The 19,647-nt window shown below is 34.5% G+C and carries 17 protein-coding genes; 5 read left to right on the top strand and 12 right to left on the bottom strand.

The genetic code is table 11. From position 1 onward, the window contains the following. Positions 1 to 66: 66 nt before the first annotated feature. Positions 67 to 1,410, bottom strand: a complete 1,344-nt coding sequence (gene gdhA / locus AB3G34_RS15155) for an NADP-specific glutamate dehydrogenase (protein ID WP_367772967.1) — start codon at positions 1,408 to 1,410, stop codon at positions 67 to 69. A gap of 278 nt (positions 1,411 to 1,688) precedes the next feature. On the opposite strand from gdhA, the gene AB3G34_RS15150 reads away from it, so the two are divergent. Continuing rightward, the gene (locus AB3G34_RS15150; protein WP_367772966.1) at positions 1,689 to 2,492 is read left to right on the top strand and encodes a glutamate dehydrogenase; all 804 of its coding nucleotides are present in this window, start codon (positions 1,689 to 1,691) and stop codon (positions 2,490 to 2,492) included. 108 nt (positions 2,493 to 2,600) lie between these two features. On the opposite strand, the gene AB3G34_RS15145 is transcribed toward AB3G34_RS15150, so the two are convergent. The 6 genes from AB3G34_RS15145 to AB3G34_RS15120 form a co-directional block, all read right to left on the bottom strand. Further along, a complete protein-coding gene (locus tag AB3G34_RS15145) occupies positions 2,601 to 3,257 on the bottom strand; it encodes a 3-oxoacid CoA-transferase subunit B (RefSeq protein WP_367772964.1) in 657 nt (218 codons plus the stop codon). A 90-nt stretch (positions 3,258 to 3,347) separates the two neighbouring features. After that, on the bottom strand, positions 3,348 to 4,046 hold the full coding sequence (locus AB3G34_RS15140) for a CoA transferase subunit A (protein ID WP_367756450.1): 699 nt from the start codon (positions 4,044 to 4,046) through the stop codon (positions 3,348 to 3,350). Between the two features lie 124 nt (positions 4,047 to 4,170). Continuing rightward, positions 4,171 to 6,477: a penicillin-binding protein 1A gene (locus AB3G34_RS15135; protein ID WP_367772962.1), complete on the bottom strand. Its 2,307-nt coding sequence runs from the start codon at positions 6,475 to 6,477 to the stop codon at positions 4,171 to 4,173. Between the two features lie 9 nt (positions 6,478 to 6,486). Next, positions 6,487 to 6,966, bottom strand: a complete 480-nt coding sequence (locus AB3G34_RS15130; RefSeq protein WP_367772961.1) for a gliding motility lipoprotein GldH — start codon at positions 6,964 to 6,966, stop codon at positions 6,487 to 6,489. Next, positions 6,950 to 8,257 carry a stage 0 sporulation family protein gene (locus tag AB3G34_RS15125; protein WP_367756446.1) on the bottom strand — a complete coding sequence of 436 codons (1,308 nt, stop codon included), beginning with the start codon at positions 8,255 to 8,257 and terminating at the stop codon, positions 6,950 to 6,952. The genes AB3G34_RS15130 and AB3G34_RS15125 overlap by 17 nt, the downstream gene beginning before the upstream one ends. Positions 8,258 to 8,442: 185 nt before the next feature. After that, entirely contained in the window at positions 8,443 to 9,819 is a 1,377-nt protein-coding gene (locus tag AB3G34_RS15120) for a rhodanese-related sulfurtransferase (protein ID WP_369752927.1), read from the bottom strand. A 389-nt stretch (positions 9,820 to 10,208) separates the two neighbouring features. On the opposite strand from AB3G34_RS15120, the gene AB3G34_RS15115 reads away from it, so the two are divergent. Next, entirely contained in the window at positions 10,209 to 10,679 is a 471-nt protein-coding gene (locus AB3G34_RS15115; RefSeq protein WP_367772958.1) for a hypothetical protein, read from the top strand. Between the two features lie 221 nt (positions 10,680 to 10,900). Here AB3G34_RS15115 and AB3G34_RS15110 read toward each other — a convergent pair whose 3' ends face one another. The 3 genes from AB3G34_RS15110 to AB3G34_RS15100 all read right to left on the bottom strand — a co-directional run bounded on the left by AB3G34_RS15110 (position 10,901) and on the right by AB3G34_RS15100 (position 13,370). Continuing rightward, positions 10,901 to 11,311, bottom strand: a complete 411-nt coding sequence (locus AB3G34_RS15110; RefSeq protein ID WP_367756440.1) for a BrxA/BrxB family bacilliredoxin — start codon at positions 11,309 to 11,311, stop codon at positions 10,901 to 10,903. An 85-nt stretch (positions 11,312 to 11,396) separates the two neighbouring features. After that, the gene (locus tag AB3G34_RS15105) at positions 11,397 to 12,572 is read right to left on the bottom strand and encodes a lycopene cyclase family protein (RefSeq protein WP_369752926.1); all 1,176 of its coding nucleotides are present in this window, start codon (positions 12,570 to 12,572) and stop codon (positions 11,397 to 11,399) included. 42 nt (positions 12,573 to 12,614) lie between these two features. Continuing rightward, positions 12,615 to 13,370 (bottom strand): transporter, encoded by a 756-nt coding sequence (locus AB3G34_RS15100; RefSeq protein WP_369752925.1) that lies wholly within the window; start codon positions 13,368 to 13,370, stop codon positions 12,615 to 12,617. Between the two features lie 95 nt (positions 13,371 to 13,465). On the opposite strand from AB3G34_RS15100, the gene AB3G34_RS15095 reads away from it, so the two are divergent. The 3 genes from AB3G34_RS15095 to AB3G34_RS15085 all read left to right on the top strand — a co-directional run bounded on the left by AB3G34_RS15095 (position 13,466) and on the right by AB3G34_RS15085 (position 16,545). Continuing rightward, positions 13,466 to 15,337 (top strand): Nramp family divalent metal transporter, encoded by a 1,872-nt coding sequence (locus tag AB3G34_RS15095; protein WP_369752924.1) that lies wholly within the window; start codon positions 13,466 to 13,468, stop codon positions 15,335 to 15,337. Between the two features lie 101 nt (positions 15,338 to 15,438). After that, the gene (locus tag AB3G34_RS15090) at positions 15,439 to 16,092 is read left to right on the top strand and encodes a metal-dependent transcriptional regulator (protein WP_367756432.1); all 654 of its coding nucleotides are present in this window, start codon (positions 15,439 to 15,441) and stop codon (positions 16,090 to 16,092) included. A 45-nt stretch (positions 16,093 to 16,137) separates the two neighbouring features. Next, positions 16,138 to 16,545 carry a hypothetical protein gene (locus AB3G34_RS15085; RefSeq protein ID WP_367772952.1) on the top strand — a complete coding sequence of 136 codons (408 nt, stop codon included), beginning with the start codon at positions 16,138 to 16,140 and terminating at the stop codon, positions 16,543 to 16,545. A gap of 9 nt (positions 16,546 to 16,554) precedes the next feature. On the opposite strand, the gene AB3G34_RS15080 is transcribed toward AB3G34_RS15085, so the two are convergent. Together AB3G34_RS15080 and AB3G34_RS15075 are read right to left on the bottom strand one after the other, a co-directional pair. Next, positions 16,555 to 18,969 (bottom strand): PAS domain S-box protein, encoded by a 2,415-nt coding sequence (locus tag AB3G34_RS15080; protein WP_369752923.1) that lies wholly within the window; start codon positions 18,967 to 18,969, stop codon positions 16,555 to 16,557. A gap of 112 nt (positions 18,970 to 19,081) precedes the next feature. Then, the gene (locus tag AB3G34_RS15075) at positions 19,082 to 19,603 is read right to left on the bottom strand and encodes a YfiR family protein (RefSeq protein ID WP_367772947.1); all 522 of its coding nucleotides are present in this window, start codon (positions 19,601 to 19,603) and stop codon (positions 19,082 to 19,084) included. Positions 19,604 to 19,647 lie beyond the last annotated feature (44 nt).

Genomic DNA, 19,647 nt, shown 5'->3' with positions numbered 1-19,647 from the left:
GATCAAAAAAAAAGCCTTCCAACCAAAATTTGGCTAGAAGGCTTTAATCTATTATTTGAAAAAGACTTAAACCACCCCTTGAGCTAGCATAGCATCAGCTACTTTTACAAATCCAGCAATGTTTGCTCCTTTTACATAGTCAACATATCCATTACCATCAGAACCATACTTAACGCATGAAGCATGAATATTTAACATAATCCCTTTTAGTTTATCATCTACTTCTTCAGAACTCCAGCTCAATCTCAATGAATTTTGAGACATTTCTAAACCTGAAGTAGCTACTCCACCAGCATTAGACGCTTTTCCTGGAGCAAATAACAATTTAGCTTTTTGGATTACGTGAACTGCTTCTGGTGTTGTTGGCATATTAGCCCCTTCAGCTACACAAAGACATCCGTTTGCAACAAGTGTTTTTGCTTCGTCTTCGTTTAACTCATTTTGAGTAGCACATGGTAAAGCAATATCACATTTTACTTCCCATGGGCGTTTCCCTGCGAAATATTTAGCTTTTGGATATTTAGCAACATAGTCACTAATTCTACCTCTTAATTCATTTTTAATCTCCATTACATAGGCTAATTTCTCTGCATCGATACCATCAGCATCGTAAATATATCCAGCAGAGTCTGACATAGTCACCACTTTACCACCTAATTGAGTTGCTTTTTCAGTAGCATATTGCGCCACGTTTCCAGAACCAGAAACAACAACTGTTTTACCTGCAAAACTATTTCCTTTTGTTTCTAACATACTTTGAGCAAAATAAACTGCTCCGTATCCAGTTGCTTCAGGTCTAATTAAAGAACCTCCAAAAGAAATTCCTTTTCCAGTTAAAACACCCGTAAATTCATTTCTTAGTCTTTTATATTGACCAAATAAATAACCTACTTCTCTTCCTCCAACTCCAATATCTCCCGCAGGAACATCCGTGTTAGCACCAATATGTTTAGATAATTCCGTCATGAAGCTTTGACAAAAACGCATTACTTCATTATCTGATTTTCCTTTTGGATCAAAATCTGCTCCACCTTTTCCTCCACCCATTGGCAAAGTAGTTAAGCTATTTTTAAATGTTTGTTCGAAAGCTAAAAATTTTAAAATACTTAAATTTACTGAAGGGTGAAAACGCAGTCCACCTTTATACGGTCCGATAGCTGAATTCATTTGAATACGGTATCCTCTATTTACTTGAGTAGCGCCTTTATCATCAATCCAAGCTACACGAAACATAATGATACGATCAGATTCGACCATTCTTTCCAAAAGCATTTTGTTTTGGTATTTTTTATTTTCTTCGATAAAAGGAATCACAGTTTCAGCAACTTCCAAAACTGCTTGCAAGAATTCCGGTTCGTTTGGGTTTTTTTTAGTAACCTCTTCAATAAAAGTAGAAATACTTTGTGACATGATTATTAGATTATTAACGTTTAAGAAAACGTTTTCGTTAGAGTGTACAAATATACATTTAATGCGACTATTTCAAATTAATTATTAAGTATGTTTTATCGATTTATCTTTTTATTAATCATTCTTGAAGAATTCAGCTTTTGAAGTTGTAGTTTAAACGAAAACGTTGCTTTTTTCTTAGCCATTTTAGGAATTTAATTACTTATTTTTAATTTTAATTTCAAAGGTTGAATGATGTTTTTTATATATTTGTCAAGACTTGAAATTTTAACTAAAAAATGCTTAAACAAATAACCTTAACTCTATTGATTTTATTGGGCTTTTCAAACAGCTCAAATGCTCAATTTGGCTTTTCGCATGAAGTAGGAGTTATAGCTGGTCCAGTAGCTTTTCAATCTGACTACGGGGAACGTTATAATTTAACTACAAATGCTGGAAATACGGGTTTGGGTATAGGTATTATTCATTATATCAACTTTTCTTACAAGGCATCTTGTAACTGTTATACTCCCGAAACCTATTTTAACGATCATTTCAAGCTTAGGAGTGAATTGTCATACAATAAAACCGAGTTAAAACATTTTGGAGAATGGGTAAGCCCTGACAGAACTTCACTTGGTGCTGATCAATTAAGAGCAATGAGAGGTAGCACCGCTGTAACAAACATTGGTATGCAACTGGAATATTTCCCTTTTAGTATTCGAGATTTCACTTCTAGAATAGGTAGTCTAGGTCCATTTATAAGTCTTGGAGGTCAATTCAGTTATTACAATGCTACGGCCTCTTCCACATTAGGTCCTTTAGGAACACCATTAACTACTTTCCCTAAATACTTAACTCCTACTGACAATCGTCCCTATGGGTTTTCAAATGAAGGAGGTACAGTTTGGTCAGTAGTTTCAAGTGTAGGAACACGATATAAATTAACTCCTTTACGTGATTTAATGATTGACTTACGATTTCAATATTATTTTTCTAACTGGGTAGATGGTTTAAATCCAAACCCTGCTATTTATAAAGAAAACAAAGCTAATGACTGGTTAGTATGGCTTAATGTGGGTTATATATATTACTTACAATAGACCACAACAATAGCAATAAATAAAAATAGGCTGTCCTCAAAAAGGGCAGCCTATTTTTATAAGTATATTTTCTACCTATATTATTTTGTTTTGCTGTTTAATAAAGCATTAATCAATCACCATTTCAGGAATATCTCCTTCAATAATAAGTTCCGCTTCTGTGGAAGCAATAATATATTCTACTGTAACACCTGGAGCACGTTCTAGTAATTTAAATCCTTTTGGGGTTATTTCAAGCACGGCTAATTCAGTAACTACTTTTTTCACACAACCTACACCAGTTAGGGGTAAGCTGCATTTTTTAAGAATTTTAGATTCTCCTTTTTTATTTACGTGCATCATCGCCACAACAATATTCTCTGCCGAAGCGACTAAATCCATTGCGCCACCCATTCCTTTTACCATTTTGCCAGGGATTTTCCAGTTGGCAATATCCCCATTTTCAGCTACTTCCATTGCACCAAGAATGGTTAAATCTACTTTTTGAGAACGAATCATTCCAAAACTCAAAGCGGAATCAAAGAAAGAAGCTCCTGGTAAAGTCGTTATGGTTTGTTTTCCTGCATTAATTATATCAGCATCTTCTTCTCCTTCAAAAGGAAAAGGGCCCATACCAAGAACGCCGTTTTCACTTTGAAATTCAACAGCAATATCATTACGAACATAGTTAGCTACCAATGTAGGAATTCCGATTCCTAAGTTTACGTAATAGCCGTCTTTTACTTCTTTGGCTATTCGTTTTGCGATTTCTTCTTTTCCTAACATATACTTTATATTTAAACCATTAAGGAATTAAGGATAATTAAGTGTTTTATATAAAAGTAATCACCATGAATTTTGGGATTACAGAATCTATTATTTTTGTCTAACAGTTCTTTGTTCAATTCTTTTTTCGAATTTTTCACCTTGAAAGATGCGTTGTACCATGATTCCTGGAATATGAATTTCATTTGGGTCTAATGAACCCACTGGTAAAAGTTCTTCTACTTCGGCAACAGTAATTTTTGCACCACCAGCCATACAGGCATTAAAGTTACGAGCGGTTCCTTTAAAAATTAAATTCCCTGCTTCGTCTCCTTTCCATGCTTTTACGATGGCAAAATCAGCTTTGTAGGCTAATTCCATAATGTGCATTTTTCCATTAAATTCACGCACTTCTTTCCCTTCGGCTACTTCAGTTCCGTATCCTGCAGGGGTAAAAAAGGCAGGAATACCCGCTTGTGCTGCACGGCATTTTTCGGCTAAAGTTCCTTGAGGAGTTAACTCTACGTCCAATTCTCCAGAGAGCATTTGGCGCTCAAATTCGGCATTTTCTCCTACATAAGAAGAAATCATTTTCTTGATTTGGCGCTTTTGCAAAAGCAATCCAAGTCCAAAATCATCAACCCCAGCATTATTAGAAATACAGGTAAGTTCTTTGGTTTCTTTTATAACAAGCTCGGCAATTGAATTTTCCGGAATTCCACACAAGCCAAAACCACCTAGCATAATGGTCATTCCATCTTGCACTCCTTTCAGTGCGTCTTGAACTGTATTTACTTTTTTATTAATCATATATTTTGGTTCTAATGATGTAATTAATAGTATAATCTCTAGCCCAGATCAAAGCGGCATCCTTTATGGCTGGTGTTCAGCCACAAAGATAAAGCGTAGAGCTGGAAATGGCTTCTAAAAAAATTTAAAATTCAAATTCATCTGTGTTTTGAACAGCTGTAGAATCTTTTACTTTTGGAGCCGAATAACAATCTACTTTTATAGACAGGTTTGCGGGTCTTTCAAATTCTTCTTTGGATACTTTAAGCTCCGAATCAGCATAACACAATTTCATGAAATAGGCCCAAACTGGTAAAGCTGCAGTGGCACCTTGACCATACGTAATGCTTTTAAAACGTGCAGAACGATCTTCGCAACCTACCCAAACACCCGTTACTAAATTAGGAACCATTCCCATGAACCAACCATCGGATTGATTTTGTGTGGTACCCGTTTTACCAGCAATAGGGTTTGTAAATTTATAAGGATATCCTGTGATTCTATTGTAACCATAACCACCACCTTCAGTTCTTAATCTGTTTCCAGATCCCCCTTCGGTAACTCCTTCTAATAATTTAATAATAGCAAAAGCGATGTCTTTATTTAAAACATCATGTGATTCTGGAATAGGCTCATAAATAATAACACCACTTTTATCTTCGATTCGTGTTAAAAACTGTGGTTTAGTATACACTCCTTGATTAGCAAATGTACTGTAGGCAGCTACCATGTCTTCCACTGTAATATCTACAGCTCCTAAGGCTATAGAAGGTTGCAAAGGAATTTCGGATTTTATACCTAATTTATGTGTCAATTTAACGACAGCTTCTGGCCCTACTTTATCCATTAATTTCGCCGAAATGGTATTGACAGAATTGGCTAATGCTTTTTTCAGCGTAATCATTCCTCTGTATTTATTGTCAGAGTTTTTAGGTGTCCAAGCAGCAGTAACATGGTGACGACCAACTGGAATTGTAAATGGTGCATCGATGATAGAATCACAAGGAGACATATTTAATTGCTCGATTGCAGTAGCATAAACAAAAGGTTTAAATGTTGAACCTACTTGTCTAGCTCCTTGCCCTACGTGATCGTATTGAAAATACTTGTAATTGATTCCTCCAACCCACGCTTTTATATTCCCTGTTTGTGGTTCCATTGCCATCAAACCAGATTGTAAAAAATGTTTGTAATAACGAATAGAATCTATTGGAGTCATGATGGTATCTTTTTCTCCTTTCCAGGTGAAAACTGTCATTTTTGTTTTGACTTTAAAAGACGCGATTATTTCCTCGTCACTTTTATCTAATGATTTTAAAACGGACCATCTGTTAGACGACTTCATGGCTTGGTTTAAAATACGTTGGGTTTCGGCATCAGAAATATTTACAAACGGAGCGTTTTTATTGGTTTTAGCCTGAATAAAAAACTCTTGTTGTAAGTTGGCCATATGAGCAGCAACAGCTTCTTCAGCATGCAATTGCATTCTGGAATCAATAGTCGTATATATTTTTAAACCGTCTTTGTAGATGTCGTAATCTGATCCATCTGGTTTTTTATTTTCATCAACCCATTTTTTCATGTAATCACGTAAGTATTCTCTAAAATAAGTTGCAGTCCCTTCCCTATGGCTTTCTAATTTAAAATGTAAAGTGATGGGCATTGCTTGCATTTTTACTTTTTGGTCTTCCGTTATCATATGCGCTTTTTCCATTTGAGAAAGCACTACATTTCTACGGTTTTTCACCCCTTGTGGGTTTCTTACCGGATTGTATAATCCTGAATTTTTGAACATCCCAACCAAAATTGCTGATTCATCAGTCGTTAGATTCTTTGGTTCTTTTGAGAAATAGGTTTGTGCAGCAGAACTCACCCCAACGGAATAATTACCAAAATCGTATACGTTGCAATACATGGCAAGAATCTCGTTTTTAGTATATTGTCTTTCTAATCGGATGGCGATAATCCATTCTTTAACTTTTTGCACAATTCTAAACGGCAAAAATTTAGACCCTTCACCGTGAAATAATTGTTTGGCTAGTTGTTGTGTCAAGGTACTTGCCCCACCGCTAGTTCCAAGACTTGCAATGGCTCTTAATGTTCCTCTTCCGTCAATCCCAGAATGCTCATAAAAACGTTCGTCTTCAGTTGCAACCAAAGCATCAACTAGATTTTTAGGTAAATCAGAATATTTTAATTGCGAACGGTTTTTCTGAAAATATTTTCCTAAAACAACCCCATCAGAAGAGATTATTTCTGTAGCTAAATTAGAATCGGGATTTTCTAGATCTTCAAAGGACGGCATAGAGCCAAAAATTCCCCAAGAAGCAAACAAGAAAAAAAGAACAACAGCTCCCATTCCGTAAAAGAAAAACCTCCAAAATGTTTTAGTATAATACTTGAAATCTTTATCTACAGTATTACCTTTATTATTGTTTTTATTAGCAGCCATATATCTATTCTATTCTTTTTTTTCTATTCTTAAACCTACTTCTGTTATTCCTTCCAGGCTTTCAACTCCAGGAACTTTCCCTGTTTCCCGTACCACCTGTTTGATATTGACTTTGTACTTTCCTCTGAAACGTACATTTTCTTTGTAAAACAATTTGCTTTCCTTAATATCCGTGAAACCATCCCCAAGTAATGTTCCATCGGGATCAGCCATTTGGTACTCTAAAGTATCTACTTTCGTGTAGCCATTTGGTTTTTCTAAGGTCACAATCAAAAAAAGATTGTTGTATTTATAATTGTTATTGTCTCTCAAGTTTATAAACAAATCATATCTTTTCGTAGAATCTAATTCCGGTAAATTAAAAGATACAATACTGTCTTTATGCCAGGCACTTCCAACGGATTTATACTCATCAAAAGCTCTTTTTTTATCACATGAAAAAAAGACTGCCGTAATCAAAAGCAATAAAAAGCTATTTCTTAGACTCATTTTTAGTAATAATTATTGGTTTTCTTGCTGGTGCAGGCTCTGTTCCAGTTGGCGTTTTTTGATTTGGATTTCCTTGTTTTTTATGTACCGGTTTTTTATTATTAGGAACAATTGCATTTTCCCCACCTTTTTTAGGAGCCGCAGTGATAACATTTTCACCTACTTTCTTCGGTTTTTTGTTCGGTCTTTTGCTTTTCTTAGGTTGGTCAAAACGAGTTAAACTCTCTTGTCCCATCGCATTATTAAAGTCTTTTTCTGTTTCTTGAATAATTTCAATAGCAAAATCTTCTAGTGATGAAACTTTGTTTTTCAGCTTATTCTCTGCAATGATTTCTTTGACTTTTTCGATTTTTAATACGTGCCAGTTTGCAAAGTTATTGGTGTAAGCAAACCACATTAAGCCCTTAAAAATATCTTGTTTTTGACAGATAGCATCTCCTTTTTCAGTAACTAACTTCGTTTCAAAATCAGGAAACCCTTTCAACGCATCCATGTAAGTGTCTAACTCATAGTTGAGACAACATTTCAATTTTCCGCATTGACCAGCTAGTTTTTGTGGATTTAAAGACAGTTGTTGGTACCGTGCCGCAGAAGTATTTACACTTCTAAAATCCGTCAACCAAGTAGAACAACACAATTCTCTACCACAAGATCCAATACCACCTAAACGAGCTGCTTCCTGGCGGAAACCTACTTGTTTCATCTCTACTCTAGTGCTAAATTCTTTGGCAAAATCTTTAATCAAAAGTCTAAAATCGACTCTATCATTGGCCGTATAATAAAAAGTAGCCTTAGATCCATCTCCCTGAAATTCAATATCAGATATTTTCATTTCTAGTTTTTGGGCTATAGCCAATTCACGTGCTCGAACTTTCATAGGTTCTTCACGTTCGCGTGCAGCAGACCAAATATCAATATCTTTTTGAGATGCTTTTCTATAGATTTTTGGGATTTCATTACCGTTGTAATTCGCTCCTTTTTTCTTCATTTGGATTTTAACCAACTCTCCCGTCAAAGTAACAATTCCGATATCATGACCTGGAGAAGCGACCGTAGCCACAATGTCTCCCATCGATAAAGTTAATTTTTCCGTATTGCGGTAAAATTCTTTACGTCCATTCTTAAATCGAACTTCAACACAGTCAAAAGGCGCTTCCCCATTAGGTAAACTCATATTAGAAAGCCAATCGAAAACAGTTAATTTATTGCAGCTATCGGTGCCGCAAGTCCCATTATTTTTACAACCCTTAGGTGAACCACCATCAGAAGTTGAACAACTTGTACATGCCATAATTTTATATATAGTGTTGTGATAAACACAACTTATGTTCTTAAAACGATTAATTCGTAAAGATAGTATTTTTTAAGCGTAAGATGCAAAAGTTACAACTGACAAAGAATTAAAGTTTTATTAAAAAAAAAGACCTTTTCCATCTATTTGGAAAAGGTCTTAATGAATTTTTAAGAAATAGGGGGTTAGTCTATAATTTTATATAATTTATCTGACAAACGAATTCGGAAAGAAAGCTTAAAAGTACATGTATCTCCCACAACCGCTTTTTCAGCAACTTTATCATTTACAAGCATTTCAGATATTACTACTTTTTGTTCTCCAGTAGTTTCTCCTTTAATCAGCATTGTATCTCCAATTTTTATTTCATTTTCTTCAATCAAGAATTGACCAATGCTTGGTTTTGGATAAAAATGAGTTCCTTTCCCAATGTATTGTTTTTTAATTTTTGGCGTTTTTTTAGCCAATGCTTTCGATTTTGTCAAATCGGCAAGATTAGGAACTGCGGCCAAAGGGTCTTGATTGGCTTCTCTATTTTTAAAAGTCAACACATCTGATTTTCCTTTTTTGAAAATCTTATTGCCGTTTTTTATTCCTCTTCTAATTGCTTTTTGCTCTTCTTCAGGTAAATGAATCACATCCACACATTCGGCGGAACAACAACCCTCCATGGCTTGCGCACATTCTTCACATTGAATAAACAATAAATGACACCCTTCATTGACACAATTGGTATGCACATCACAAGGTTTTCCACATTGGTGGCATTGTGAAACGATATCGTCAGTGATTCTTTCGCCTAAGCGGTGATCAAATACAAAGTTTTTACCAATGAATTTACTCTCTAGATTTTCTTCTTTAATTTGTTTGGCATAATTAATTATACCTCCTTCTAACTGGTATACGTTTTTAAACCCTTGATGTTTAAAATAAGCCGAAGCTTTCTCGCAACGGATTCCTCCAGTGCAGTACATTACTAGGTTTTTATCTTCTTTAAAATCTTGCAATTGTTCATTAATGATAGGCAATGACTCTCTAAAAGTATCCACATCTGGTGTAATAGCGCCTTTAAAATACCCAATTTCACTTTCGTAATGATTTCTAAAATCAACCACAATTGTATTTGGATCGTCTAAAATAGTATTGAATTCTTTGGCTTTTAAATGCACTCCAATGTTGGTAACATCAAAAGTTTCATCGTTTAATCCGTCAGCAACAATTTTGTCACGTACTTTTACTGTTAACTTCAAGAAAGAGTGATCGTCATGCTCCACGGCAATATTCAAGCGCATTCCTTTCATAAAATCATATTCTTCTATAGTGTCTTTGAATGCATAGAAATTATCTGCCGGAAGTGATAGCTGAGCGTTAATTCCTTCTTTGGCCACATAAATACGACCAAGAACCACAAGTGGGTCCCAAGCGCGGAATAAATCGTTACGGAATTGTGTTGGATCTTGAATTTGCGCATAAGCATAGAAAGACAAAGTAAGTCTTTGTTTTCCGGCATCATCAATCATGATGGCTCTTTCTTCTGCGCTTAAAGTGTTATACAGTTGCATGCTATAAACGGTTTAAGTGTGAAAAATTATTTTTGCAAAAGTAGGGAAAAGTTAGAGAGTTTCAAAGTTGCAGAGAAATAGAGTTACAGAGATGCAGAGAATCAAAGTTTAGGCTTTTTATATCGCTTTTCGTCACTATAATATGTTACCACTTCAAGTGAAGCAATCTGGGTTGACAATGAGTTCTGAATTGCAATTATTCAATTTTGACAAAGGAAATGGCACATTTTAGTAGGAGGTCTATTTGTAAGAAGAGGAGGACTTCAATTGTAAAAACTGTTGATTCTTTTATTGATTTGTAGTTGTTTTTAGTTTTACCCAAAATAAAAATGTTTATTAGCTTAAATATCAAACCATAAACCAATACCAACTAACTAAACCAAAAAACCATGAAAAACTTTATCCTTATTATTTTGGTACTTTTAAGTTCCGCCACCGTGTTTTCTCAGGAAAACAAAAACGATTTTGGAGGTTTAAAAAAGAATGCTATATCCTTTACAATTTTAGGAACAACCCCTGTAATTGGGTTGACTTATGAACGAATTGTCTCGAACTATGTGAGTTTAGAAATTGGAGTTGGACTACCAAGTGTAGGTATTGGAGCCAAAGTTTTTTTTAGTAAAATCCAAGAGCAAAAAATGATGTTTAATACTGGATTAACAGCAACTTATGTTGATTTTGGAAATGGTTATTTACTTAACGGTAATGCTGTAGTTATTTATTTACCCATCGGACTTAGTTATTACGGATTGAAAGGTTTTAATTTTGGAGTAGATGTTGGACCTGGGTTAGACACTGGTAATGAAGACGGAACTATTCTAATTCCTTATGCTGGTCTTAAACTAGGAAAACGATTTTAATTGAGATAATTTGGTTTTTAGAGCTATTTTAATTAATCAGTTCACTCTTGCCAGCGGTACACTATATCCTATTCTGGTGAACACTGCCAAAATAGGATATAGTGTACCGCTGGAAATAGCTCCAAATAAAAAACCGCAGCCCACACATTTAAAATGGGTGAAGCTGCGGTTAAAACCTTTGCGAACTTAGCGCAATACTTTGTGTTCTTCGCGGTTAAATACTAGCAATATTCGTTAAAAGCATCTTGTAAGTTCTCAGCAATCATTTCAGCTGGGCGACCTTCAATGTGGTGACGCTCTAACATGTGAACCAATTCTCCGTTTTTGAACAACGCCATACATGGTGATGATGGAGGAAAAGGAAACATGTGTTGTCTTGCTGCATCTACTGCTTCTTTGTCAACTCCTGCAAAAACCGTGATTAAATGATCTGGTTTTTTAGCTCCTTCTAAACTCATTTTTGCTCCTGGACGTGCGTTTCTTGCTGCACAACCACAAACTGAATTCACAACTACTAGTGTTGTTCCTTCGGCTTTTATTGCATTGTCTACCGCATCTGCACTATGTAAATCTTGAAAACCTGCTACTGTCAATTCAGCTTGCATTGGTTTTACCATTTCTTCTGGATACATATCTTTGTATTTTAAATATTAATGTTTGAATAGGCAAAGTTACGAAGTTTAAAAAGAACTCCATTATTTGCTTTATAAAGTTTTGTTATTGTTTGATAGCCATTTGATTTTTCTGGAATAAATAACGAACAGATCGCATTAAAGCCATGACAAAAGGCATTTTAGGGCATTTTAAAATTACTTTTATATCCTCATAAAGCGATGTTTCTTCGTCTAAGAATTTAAAAATCAAAACGGGACTCCCCTTTTTAAACATTGAAGAGAATATACTTGCTCCCAGTTCGTTTTTTCGATCCAGAATATCCAACAAAAGCAAGTCGTAAAACCAAAATTTAGTTTGTTTATGGAATTTCCTGAAGTCCTTTTCTTTTTGTAAAAAAGTGATTAAGGCAGTCGATTTTTTATCAGAATTCTTGAAGGTATAACCCGTACTGGCTTTGGTCCATCCGCCGGCGGTTCCAATGTTGAGGACGCGTTGGGTGTTTTTTTTCCAAAAAGGATAGCAGGTCATCGGGATGCTACCTTGTTCTTTTTCGATGATTTCATAATCCGTGATACCGAGTTTTGTAATGTAGTTTTGAATTTCATCTTCGTACTCGCTTTTGGCTAATAAATCATGTGAAAACAAGGTGTATTCCAGCAACGCTTCGGTTGTGGAAGTAGGCAAAACATACATAAAACGTGTATTCCCTTTTTGTTCTACCGAAAAATCCATGAAAGTCGCTTGCACTGGATTGAAAGCCGCTTCTTTACTTTTTATAAACCAACCAATAAAATGCTGTTGCAAAACGGGATATTTAGTTTGGCTTTCGACGGCAAACTTTCTATAAATACTATTAAACAGTTTATCGCCAGTAAAATTTTTGGTTTCGGTAGCAACGTAAACATGCGTTTGGAGTTCGTTGATATCGGTCACTTTTTCGTTAAGGAAGTCGATATTTTTTTGTTTCGAAATCAAATCAAATACTTGATTGTAAAAATCCAATCCCTTTACTCTATTGTATTGATACGGCTTTAATTCTATATCTCTACTGAATTTTTCATTGGCAAATAAAGCCAAATCCCATTTTTTAGTAATTGATTGTTCCCAAGTTGATTGCTCTACTTGCCAGAAACACCAAGTTCTATCATTGGTTTTCTTGGTATTTTCATCGATAAGCAAAATGGATTTTTCCCTATAATTACCTGATTGAATCATTTTATAAACAGTCATCAATGCTGCTAAACCTGTGCCTGTAAAAATGTAATCGTAGTTTTTCATTTAAAGTGGTGTCCAATTTTTATCAAAAATAGACAATTAAAATTAGATTTTAAATCGGAATGAATAGCCCAAAGACAAGAAATAATCGGGTGAAATTTTAGATAATCCCAGTCCACCTGAAATGTCTAATTGATGATTTGGGTTGAATAAGTAAGTGAAACCAGCGTCAAAGCGATGATCTGGTTTTTCAATTTGAGGGATAAAACCATAGAGTTCTACATATCCACCTAATTTCTCCGTAATCGAATACCCTGTTGTCAAGGTATAAACAAAAGTAGGTTCGGTCGTTTCCCCATTCCATTCGGCACCCAAGTTGTAACTCAATGCTTGTTTATCACTAATGGTATGTTGCATGGTAAAGCGAAATTCAGGAGTATAATATTTTTGTTTGTATGGATTTGACGCCAATTTTGGAATTGTAATATGTCCAATAAACGAGGTAGTGGGAATGATTCCTTTTTCGTCAATCAGTTTTGTTTTAAAACCCAATAAAATAGGATTTATACCTGTTGTAGTTGCATAATCTGTTTGGTTGCGATTGTGCTCCACTATCATTCGCAGCTCCGTATTGGGTGTGATTCCATAACGAACTAATACGGCTGCTGCCTGAATTTCATTTGCATTTTGTTTTGTTTTTTCAAATGAAAATCCATTTTCTAATTGCAAATAACCCACAGGAGTAATAAAAGGACATTCGGTTTGATCCGGCCTGTCAGTTTGTATGGAAGGCATATTTTGTGCAAATCCAACATTGTATAACAAAATGATTACTATAATAGAAAGGTATGATTTTTTCATTTTTTCAATAGCTTAAATAAATATTTAGACAAAACTAAAATAAATATTTGATAAAACAAAAAAACATAATTATATTTGCATCAAACAGTTATAAAATGGGTAAGTCGTTAGAAGAAGTAAACCAATCGGTTTCCACTCAAAATAAGAAATCAGTTTTCCGAAAAATATTAGCCTTTTTTGGTCCTGCCTACTTAATAAGCGTAGGATATATGGATCCTGGAAACTGGGCAACGGACCTTGCTGGAGGAAGTCAATTTGGCTATTCTTTGCTTTGGGTTTTATTGATGAGTAACATCATGGCGTTGCTTTTGCAAAGTTTAAGCGCGCGACTGGGTATTGTAACCCAACGTGATTTAGCACAGGCTTCTCGTGAAACATACTCCCCGTTTATTAACTACATTCTTTATTTCTTAGCTGAAATTGCTATTGCCGCCTGTGACTTGGCAGAAGTTTTAGGAATGGCCATTGGTATTAATTTACTATTCGACATTCCGCTGATTGAAGGCGTAATGATTACCGTTTTAGATACTTTTTTGTTATTATTTCTAATCAACAAAGGCATCCGAAAAATGGAAGCGTTCATTATCGCTTTGGTATTGGTCATTGGGGTTTCGTTCATATTCGAAATGATTTTTGCACAACCAGAAATGGATAAGGTACTTCTAGGTTTAATCCCTTCCATGCCTAATGAAACGGCTTTATATATTGCTATCGGGATTATTGGGGCGACAGTTATGCCACATAATTTATATTTACATTCCTCATTAGTACAAACCAGAAAATTTGATCGAACTACTGAAGGCATCAAGCAAGCCTTAAAATACAATTTCATCGATTCAACCATTGCCTTAAACCTTGCTTTTTTTGTCAACGCCGCCATTTTAATTTTGGCTGCAGCCACATTTTACAAAATAGGAATGCATGAAGTAGCCGAAATTCAAGATGCGCATCGCTTTTTGCAACCACTTCTAGGAACTAAATGGGCACCCATTTTATTTGCCGTTGCACTTATCGCTGCTGGACAAAGCTCCACAGTTACAGGAACATTAGCAGGACAAATCATCATGGAAGGCTATTTGAATTTAAGAATCCAGCCGTGGGTACGTAGAATTATTACTCGATTAATTGCGATAGTTCCAGCCGTTATTGTCATTTCTATTTTTGGTGAAGGTGTAACCGGAAAATTGCTGATTTTTAGTCAGGTGATCTTGAGTTTACAATTGGGTTTTGCCATCATTCCTTTAATCCATTTTGTAAGTGACAAATCAAAAATGAAAGGGTTTCACATTGGAATATGGACCCAAATTGCCTCTTGGATCGTAGCCTCAATTATCGTGGTGCTGAACGCAAAATTAGTTTTGGATGAAATAAGTGGCTGGCTTGAAACTTCAGATAACCCAATGATATTGTGGTTAACAGTAGTTCCATTAGCAATAAGTTTCTTAATTTTGTTGCTGTTCATTGTGTTTAAACCTTTAATTACCAAATCCAAAACTGCATTCCACAATCATTCTCCGCACAACTTAAAACTCCGTTTTTCTAAATCAGAAACGTATGATAAAAAGAATATTGCTGTTTCAGTAGATTTCTCGAGTGCCGATGAAGTGGCTTTAAATAGTGCTTTTGAATTAGGCGGAATTGCGGCCAACTATACATTAATTCATGTTGTTGAAACCGTTGGAGCGCTCATTTATGGAGAACATATTGACGATCACGAAACTTTGGTAGATGAAAAATTATTGAAAGAATACCAAGAAATGCTATCTGAAAAAGGATTCAAAGTCAGTATTCTGTTGGGCTTTGGTAAACCAAACAAAGTGATACCAGAAATCATTAATAAAGGAAATTTTGACGTTTTGGTGATGGGAACGCATGGACACACAGGATTCAAAGATTTGATTTTTGGAACTACAGTCGATAAATTGAGACATAAAATTTCCATTCCTTTATATATCGTTAAAAATTAATATTCATAGGAGCTCATTCCCGCTATTCGCTTTATCTTTATCTTTTTTAAAGAAAAAAAGATAAAGGATGTCGCTGCTATCGGGGCTAAAAAAAAACAACAATGACACTTTCAGAAGAAAATTACCTAAAAGCCATATACCATCTTACCGTAGTTTCAAATGCTGATGTGAGTACTAATGCCATTGCGGAAATGATGGAAACCAAAGCCTCATCAGTTACGGATATGCTTAAAAAATTGGCTGAAAAAGACTTGGTTAATTATAAAAAATACCAAGGCGTTTCCCTAACAGAACCAGGTAAACTAGCTGCCAAAATGATTGTGAGAAAGCACCGCCTTTGGGAAGTTTTCTTGGTAGATAAATTGGATTTTTCATGGGATGAAGTGCATGATATTGCCGAACAATTAGAACACATCAAATCAGAGAAACTCATCAATAAACTAGATGATTTTCTAGGTAACCCCACCGAAGATCCACATGGAGATCCGATACCAAATGCGCAAGGGGAAATATTCAAAATCGAAAAACAATTACTTTCAGAACTTTTGGTAAATCAAAAAGGAATGTGTGTTGGTGTTAAAGACACCTCATCTGAGTTTTTAAAATATCTGGACAAGCAAGAAATTGCTTTGGGTTCTAAAATTGAAATTTTAAGTAAAGAGACTTTTGATTTATCACTAAAAATAAAAGTAGATGGCAAGAATTTGACGATTTCAAATAAGATTGCTAGCAACCTTTTTGTAAAGACAAATTAACAATTTTCAAGTAATCTTGACCCTAACCTAATCAATAGATTTGAAATGAAAAAATGTATACTGCTGTTATTATTGACTTTTAATTTAACCGCTTTTGCTCAAAATAAAAACCTAAGTTATTTTAAAATTACTCAAAAGGAATGTCTCCCAAAAAAAGGCTATCAATTCGTTTTAAAACAAATCGTTTCGGATTCCCGTTGTCCCAAAGGCGTAAACTGCATATGGGCAGGAGAAATAAAATTACTAGTTTCAGTTTATCAAGACAAACATTTTATTACGGATGAAGCGGTAACTATTTCTGGAAATAATTTTCAAGAAAACAAAGATTGGTTGGTGCGTTATTTGCCTATCAATAAACAGAACCTACAAACCATCACTGTTTTTCCTTACCCTGAAGAAGGTATTAAAATCAACCCTAAGGATTACTACTTGAAAATTGGCTACTTGAAATAGAAAATCATCCTATTTGTTATCGCTTTTAAAACCTATTAATTTTCTAATTTTTTGTTCACTTTCTTCTAGAGCAACCTCCATGTTTTTGTAGGATGTAATGTCTTTTATATTGGCAACAGCCGCGATAATATAGTTGTTGTCATCAATTATGGGACGTCCACTAATTACTACTCTTTTTTTATCTCGTGTTTCCGAGTCTTCTATTACTATTTCAACATCATCTGTAGACTCCCCTTTTAATGCTTTTTCTAAAGGAAGGTTTTGAGCTGGAAATATAGTACGCTCATCAGGATAGTATAAATCATATTTAGCCGACCAATCAAGAGTCGTTGGCATTCCTGAATCTTGTTTAATTCCTATAATTTCTTCGGCCATATGATTAGAAAGCACAATTCTCTTATGAGTATCTGTAACAATAATTCCTTCACCTATATTTTCTAGAATCAATTTCAATTTTAATTCATTAAGGCGTACCAATTTATCGGCTTCAATTTTTTCGTTTTCTAGTTTTTTACTTAGAGAAATGTCTTTTATAAATCCAATAAAAATATATTTCCCTGAAATAGTTGCTTGAGATACTGTTAATTCAATTTCAAACTCTTCTTTCTTTTTATTAAGCGCCGTGATTTCGACTGTTTTATTAATATAAGGTCCTTCTGCAGTCTCAAGGAAATGTGTAAATCCTTTCATATGACTTTCTTTATACTGCTCTGGAACAATTAAATCCCTCATTTTTTTACCTAAAACTTCTTGAATTGACCAACCAAATATTTTTTCGGCTTGCGGATTCCATCTTATAATGTCCCCTTCATCATTAATCACAATCAAAGCATCAGGAGCTTCATTAAAAATAGTTTGTAGCTGTCCTTCACTTTCTTTTAGCTTTTGGTCTGCTAGTTTTCTTTCGGTAATGTCTCTCATAATAGAGCGATGTCCAGTTATTTTATTTCCTTCTCTTAATTGCATTACGGTTTGTTCAATCCATTTTTGTTTTCTGTCTTTAGTTATAATTGGAAAAGAAAAGGACGTTTCATCAATTTTATTTTTAAACTGATTCAAATAAAACTCAGCCACACGATCTCTCCAATCTGGCGCAACGAGATCTATAATATTGGTACCCATCAATTCGCTTTGCGTGAAACCTGTTAGTTTTTCGCACGCAGGATTAATGTAAGTAAAGTTGCCTTTGTAGTCTGAAGTATGCACGACATCACTTGTGTTTTCAACAATTTCACGGTATTTCTCTTCACTATTGCGAAGCGTTTCAATAGCATCAGCTAATTGAGCTGTGCGTTCACTTACTTTTTGTTCTAGTTCTTCATTGAGTTTCTTAATTAGATTTTCAGAATTTTTTCGCTCTGTAATATCATGAATAACTAAAACACCACCTACTGTTTCTCCTGATGTGTTTTTTAAAGGTCTGGCCGTTACAGTGACAAAAAGACCAGCCGTTTTTCTATAATTTTGAATAAACATTTCCTGATTATCAACTTCTTCTCCGTTTAATGCTTTCACTAACGGAAGTTCATTAGTAGCAAAAAGAGTATTGGAATCTGGCAAAAAGAAACCATAAGTATCAGCCCATTTCTCTTTAGGAATATCAATAGCACCAATTCCTATAATTTTTTCACTAGCAGTATTCCACAATAGGAATTTATTACTTTCATCAACAACTATTAATCCATCTCCCATGTTTTGTATAACGGATTGCAAGAGTGTGTTTTGTTTATTTAATTGCTCTTTAGATTGTGCTACTTCATTACTTCTTTTTTCTATGGTTTCTAGCATATCATTGAGACCAATAGAAAGGGTACTAATTTCATCTTTACCTTCAACGGCCATTCTAATTTTATAATCTTCTGTTTCTTTTATTTGTTGAATAACAGTGACTAAATTCAGCAATGGTTTAGAGATGTATTTTTTAATAAAAATGGCAATTAAAAATGCAAGCCCAATTCCCACTATAAGCAGCACGATTCCCAGACGCAAAACATCCATCTTTATTTTATTCAATTCCGAAAGTTCAAATCGAATAAGAACACGACCTATTACTTCATTGTCTTTTTTAATTTTACTGTATACAAAAAGTTCATTACTAGTAAATTCGAATCTATCTGAGACATCTTTAGAAACATTAAATTGATATTTTGAATCGGTACCTTCTTTTGCATAAGAGGCAAATACTTTTCCTTTCTTGTCTAAAATTACCGCATTTAAAATATCATGCTGAACATTTAATTCAGATAAAATTTTACTTGCAGCTGAATTGTCCAAAAAATCAAGTGCAGAAATACTATTAAAACCAACTACTTGAGCTATGGCTTTCGAACCTACTGCCTTACGGTCTTTAAAGCCTTTTATGTCGATTAAAACAAAGGCTGTGATACAAATAATCAGTACAAATGCAGAAGTAAATACTTGCATTAGCACGAGTTTGTTTTTAATGGATATGTTACGTGGATTAAGCATATGTATATTATTTTAATATTTTAAAAACTCTTTTTCATTCCATAAGTTGACAAATGGAGCTTCAGTACTATTGCACAATAATCGCGTGTTGCAATAAGAATGAACTAATTCCAATTCCCGCTTTATTTATTGCTTTTAGATTTACCTCAAATTTTAATTTGTTATCGACAATAACAAAATTCATTTGAGCTCCTTTTTTGCCATAACCATTTCGCTCAGTGACTATCAATACTGGTTTGTCAGAAAATTTAGAAAGAATAGTTTCAATTGGTATCGTGCTATTATAAGGAACAAATAAAATATTACAAAAACCGATTTCCTCCAAATTTCCATATTCGTTAATCTCAATTTTTTTAGTTTTAGGCACAGCAAGCAATGAAGTTGTAATTGGGCTTCCTTCTAAAATAGCGATCTTAAAAGCTTGGTTTTTAGAATAATCTTTCCAATTAACATAATCTATAAAACGATACAGAAAAGCCGCTTTTAAAGCATATTCCTTCCCTCCAGCATTCTCTTGGGCGGTTACTAGATTGCCATCCAACAACAATACGGTCAACGACAAAAAAAACAATTGAGTTATAGTTTTCATACTTTTATTTTTAAAACAGTTCTTTTATGCCTTAATAAACCAGC

Source organism: Flavobacterium sp. WC2409, assembly GCF_041200085.1.
Lineage (GTDB): Bacteria > Bacteroidota > Bacteroidia > Flavobacteriales > Flavobacteriaceae > Flavobacterium.
Note: the sequence above shows the minus strand (reverse complement) of the source record. Positions and strands in the feature narration are given on the sequence as shown.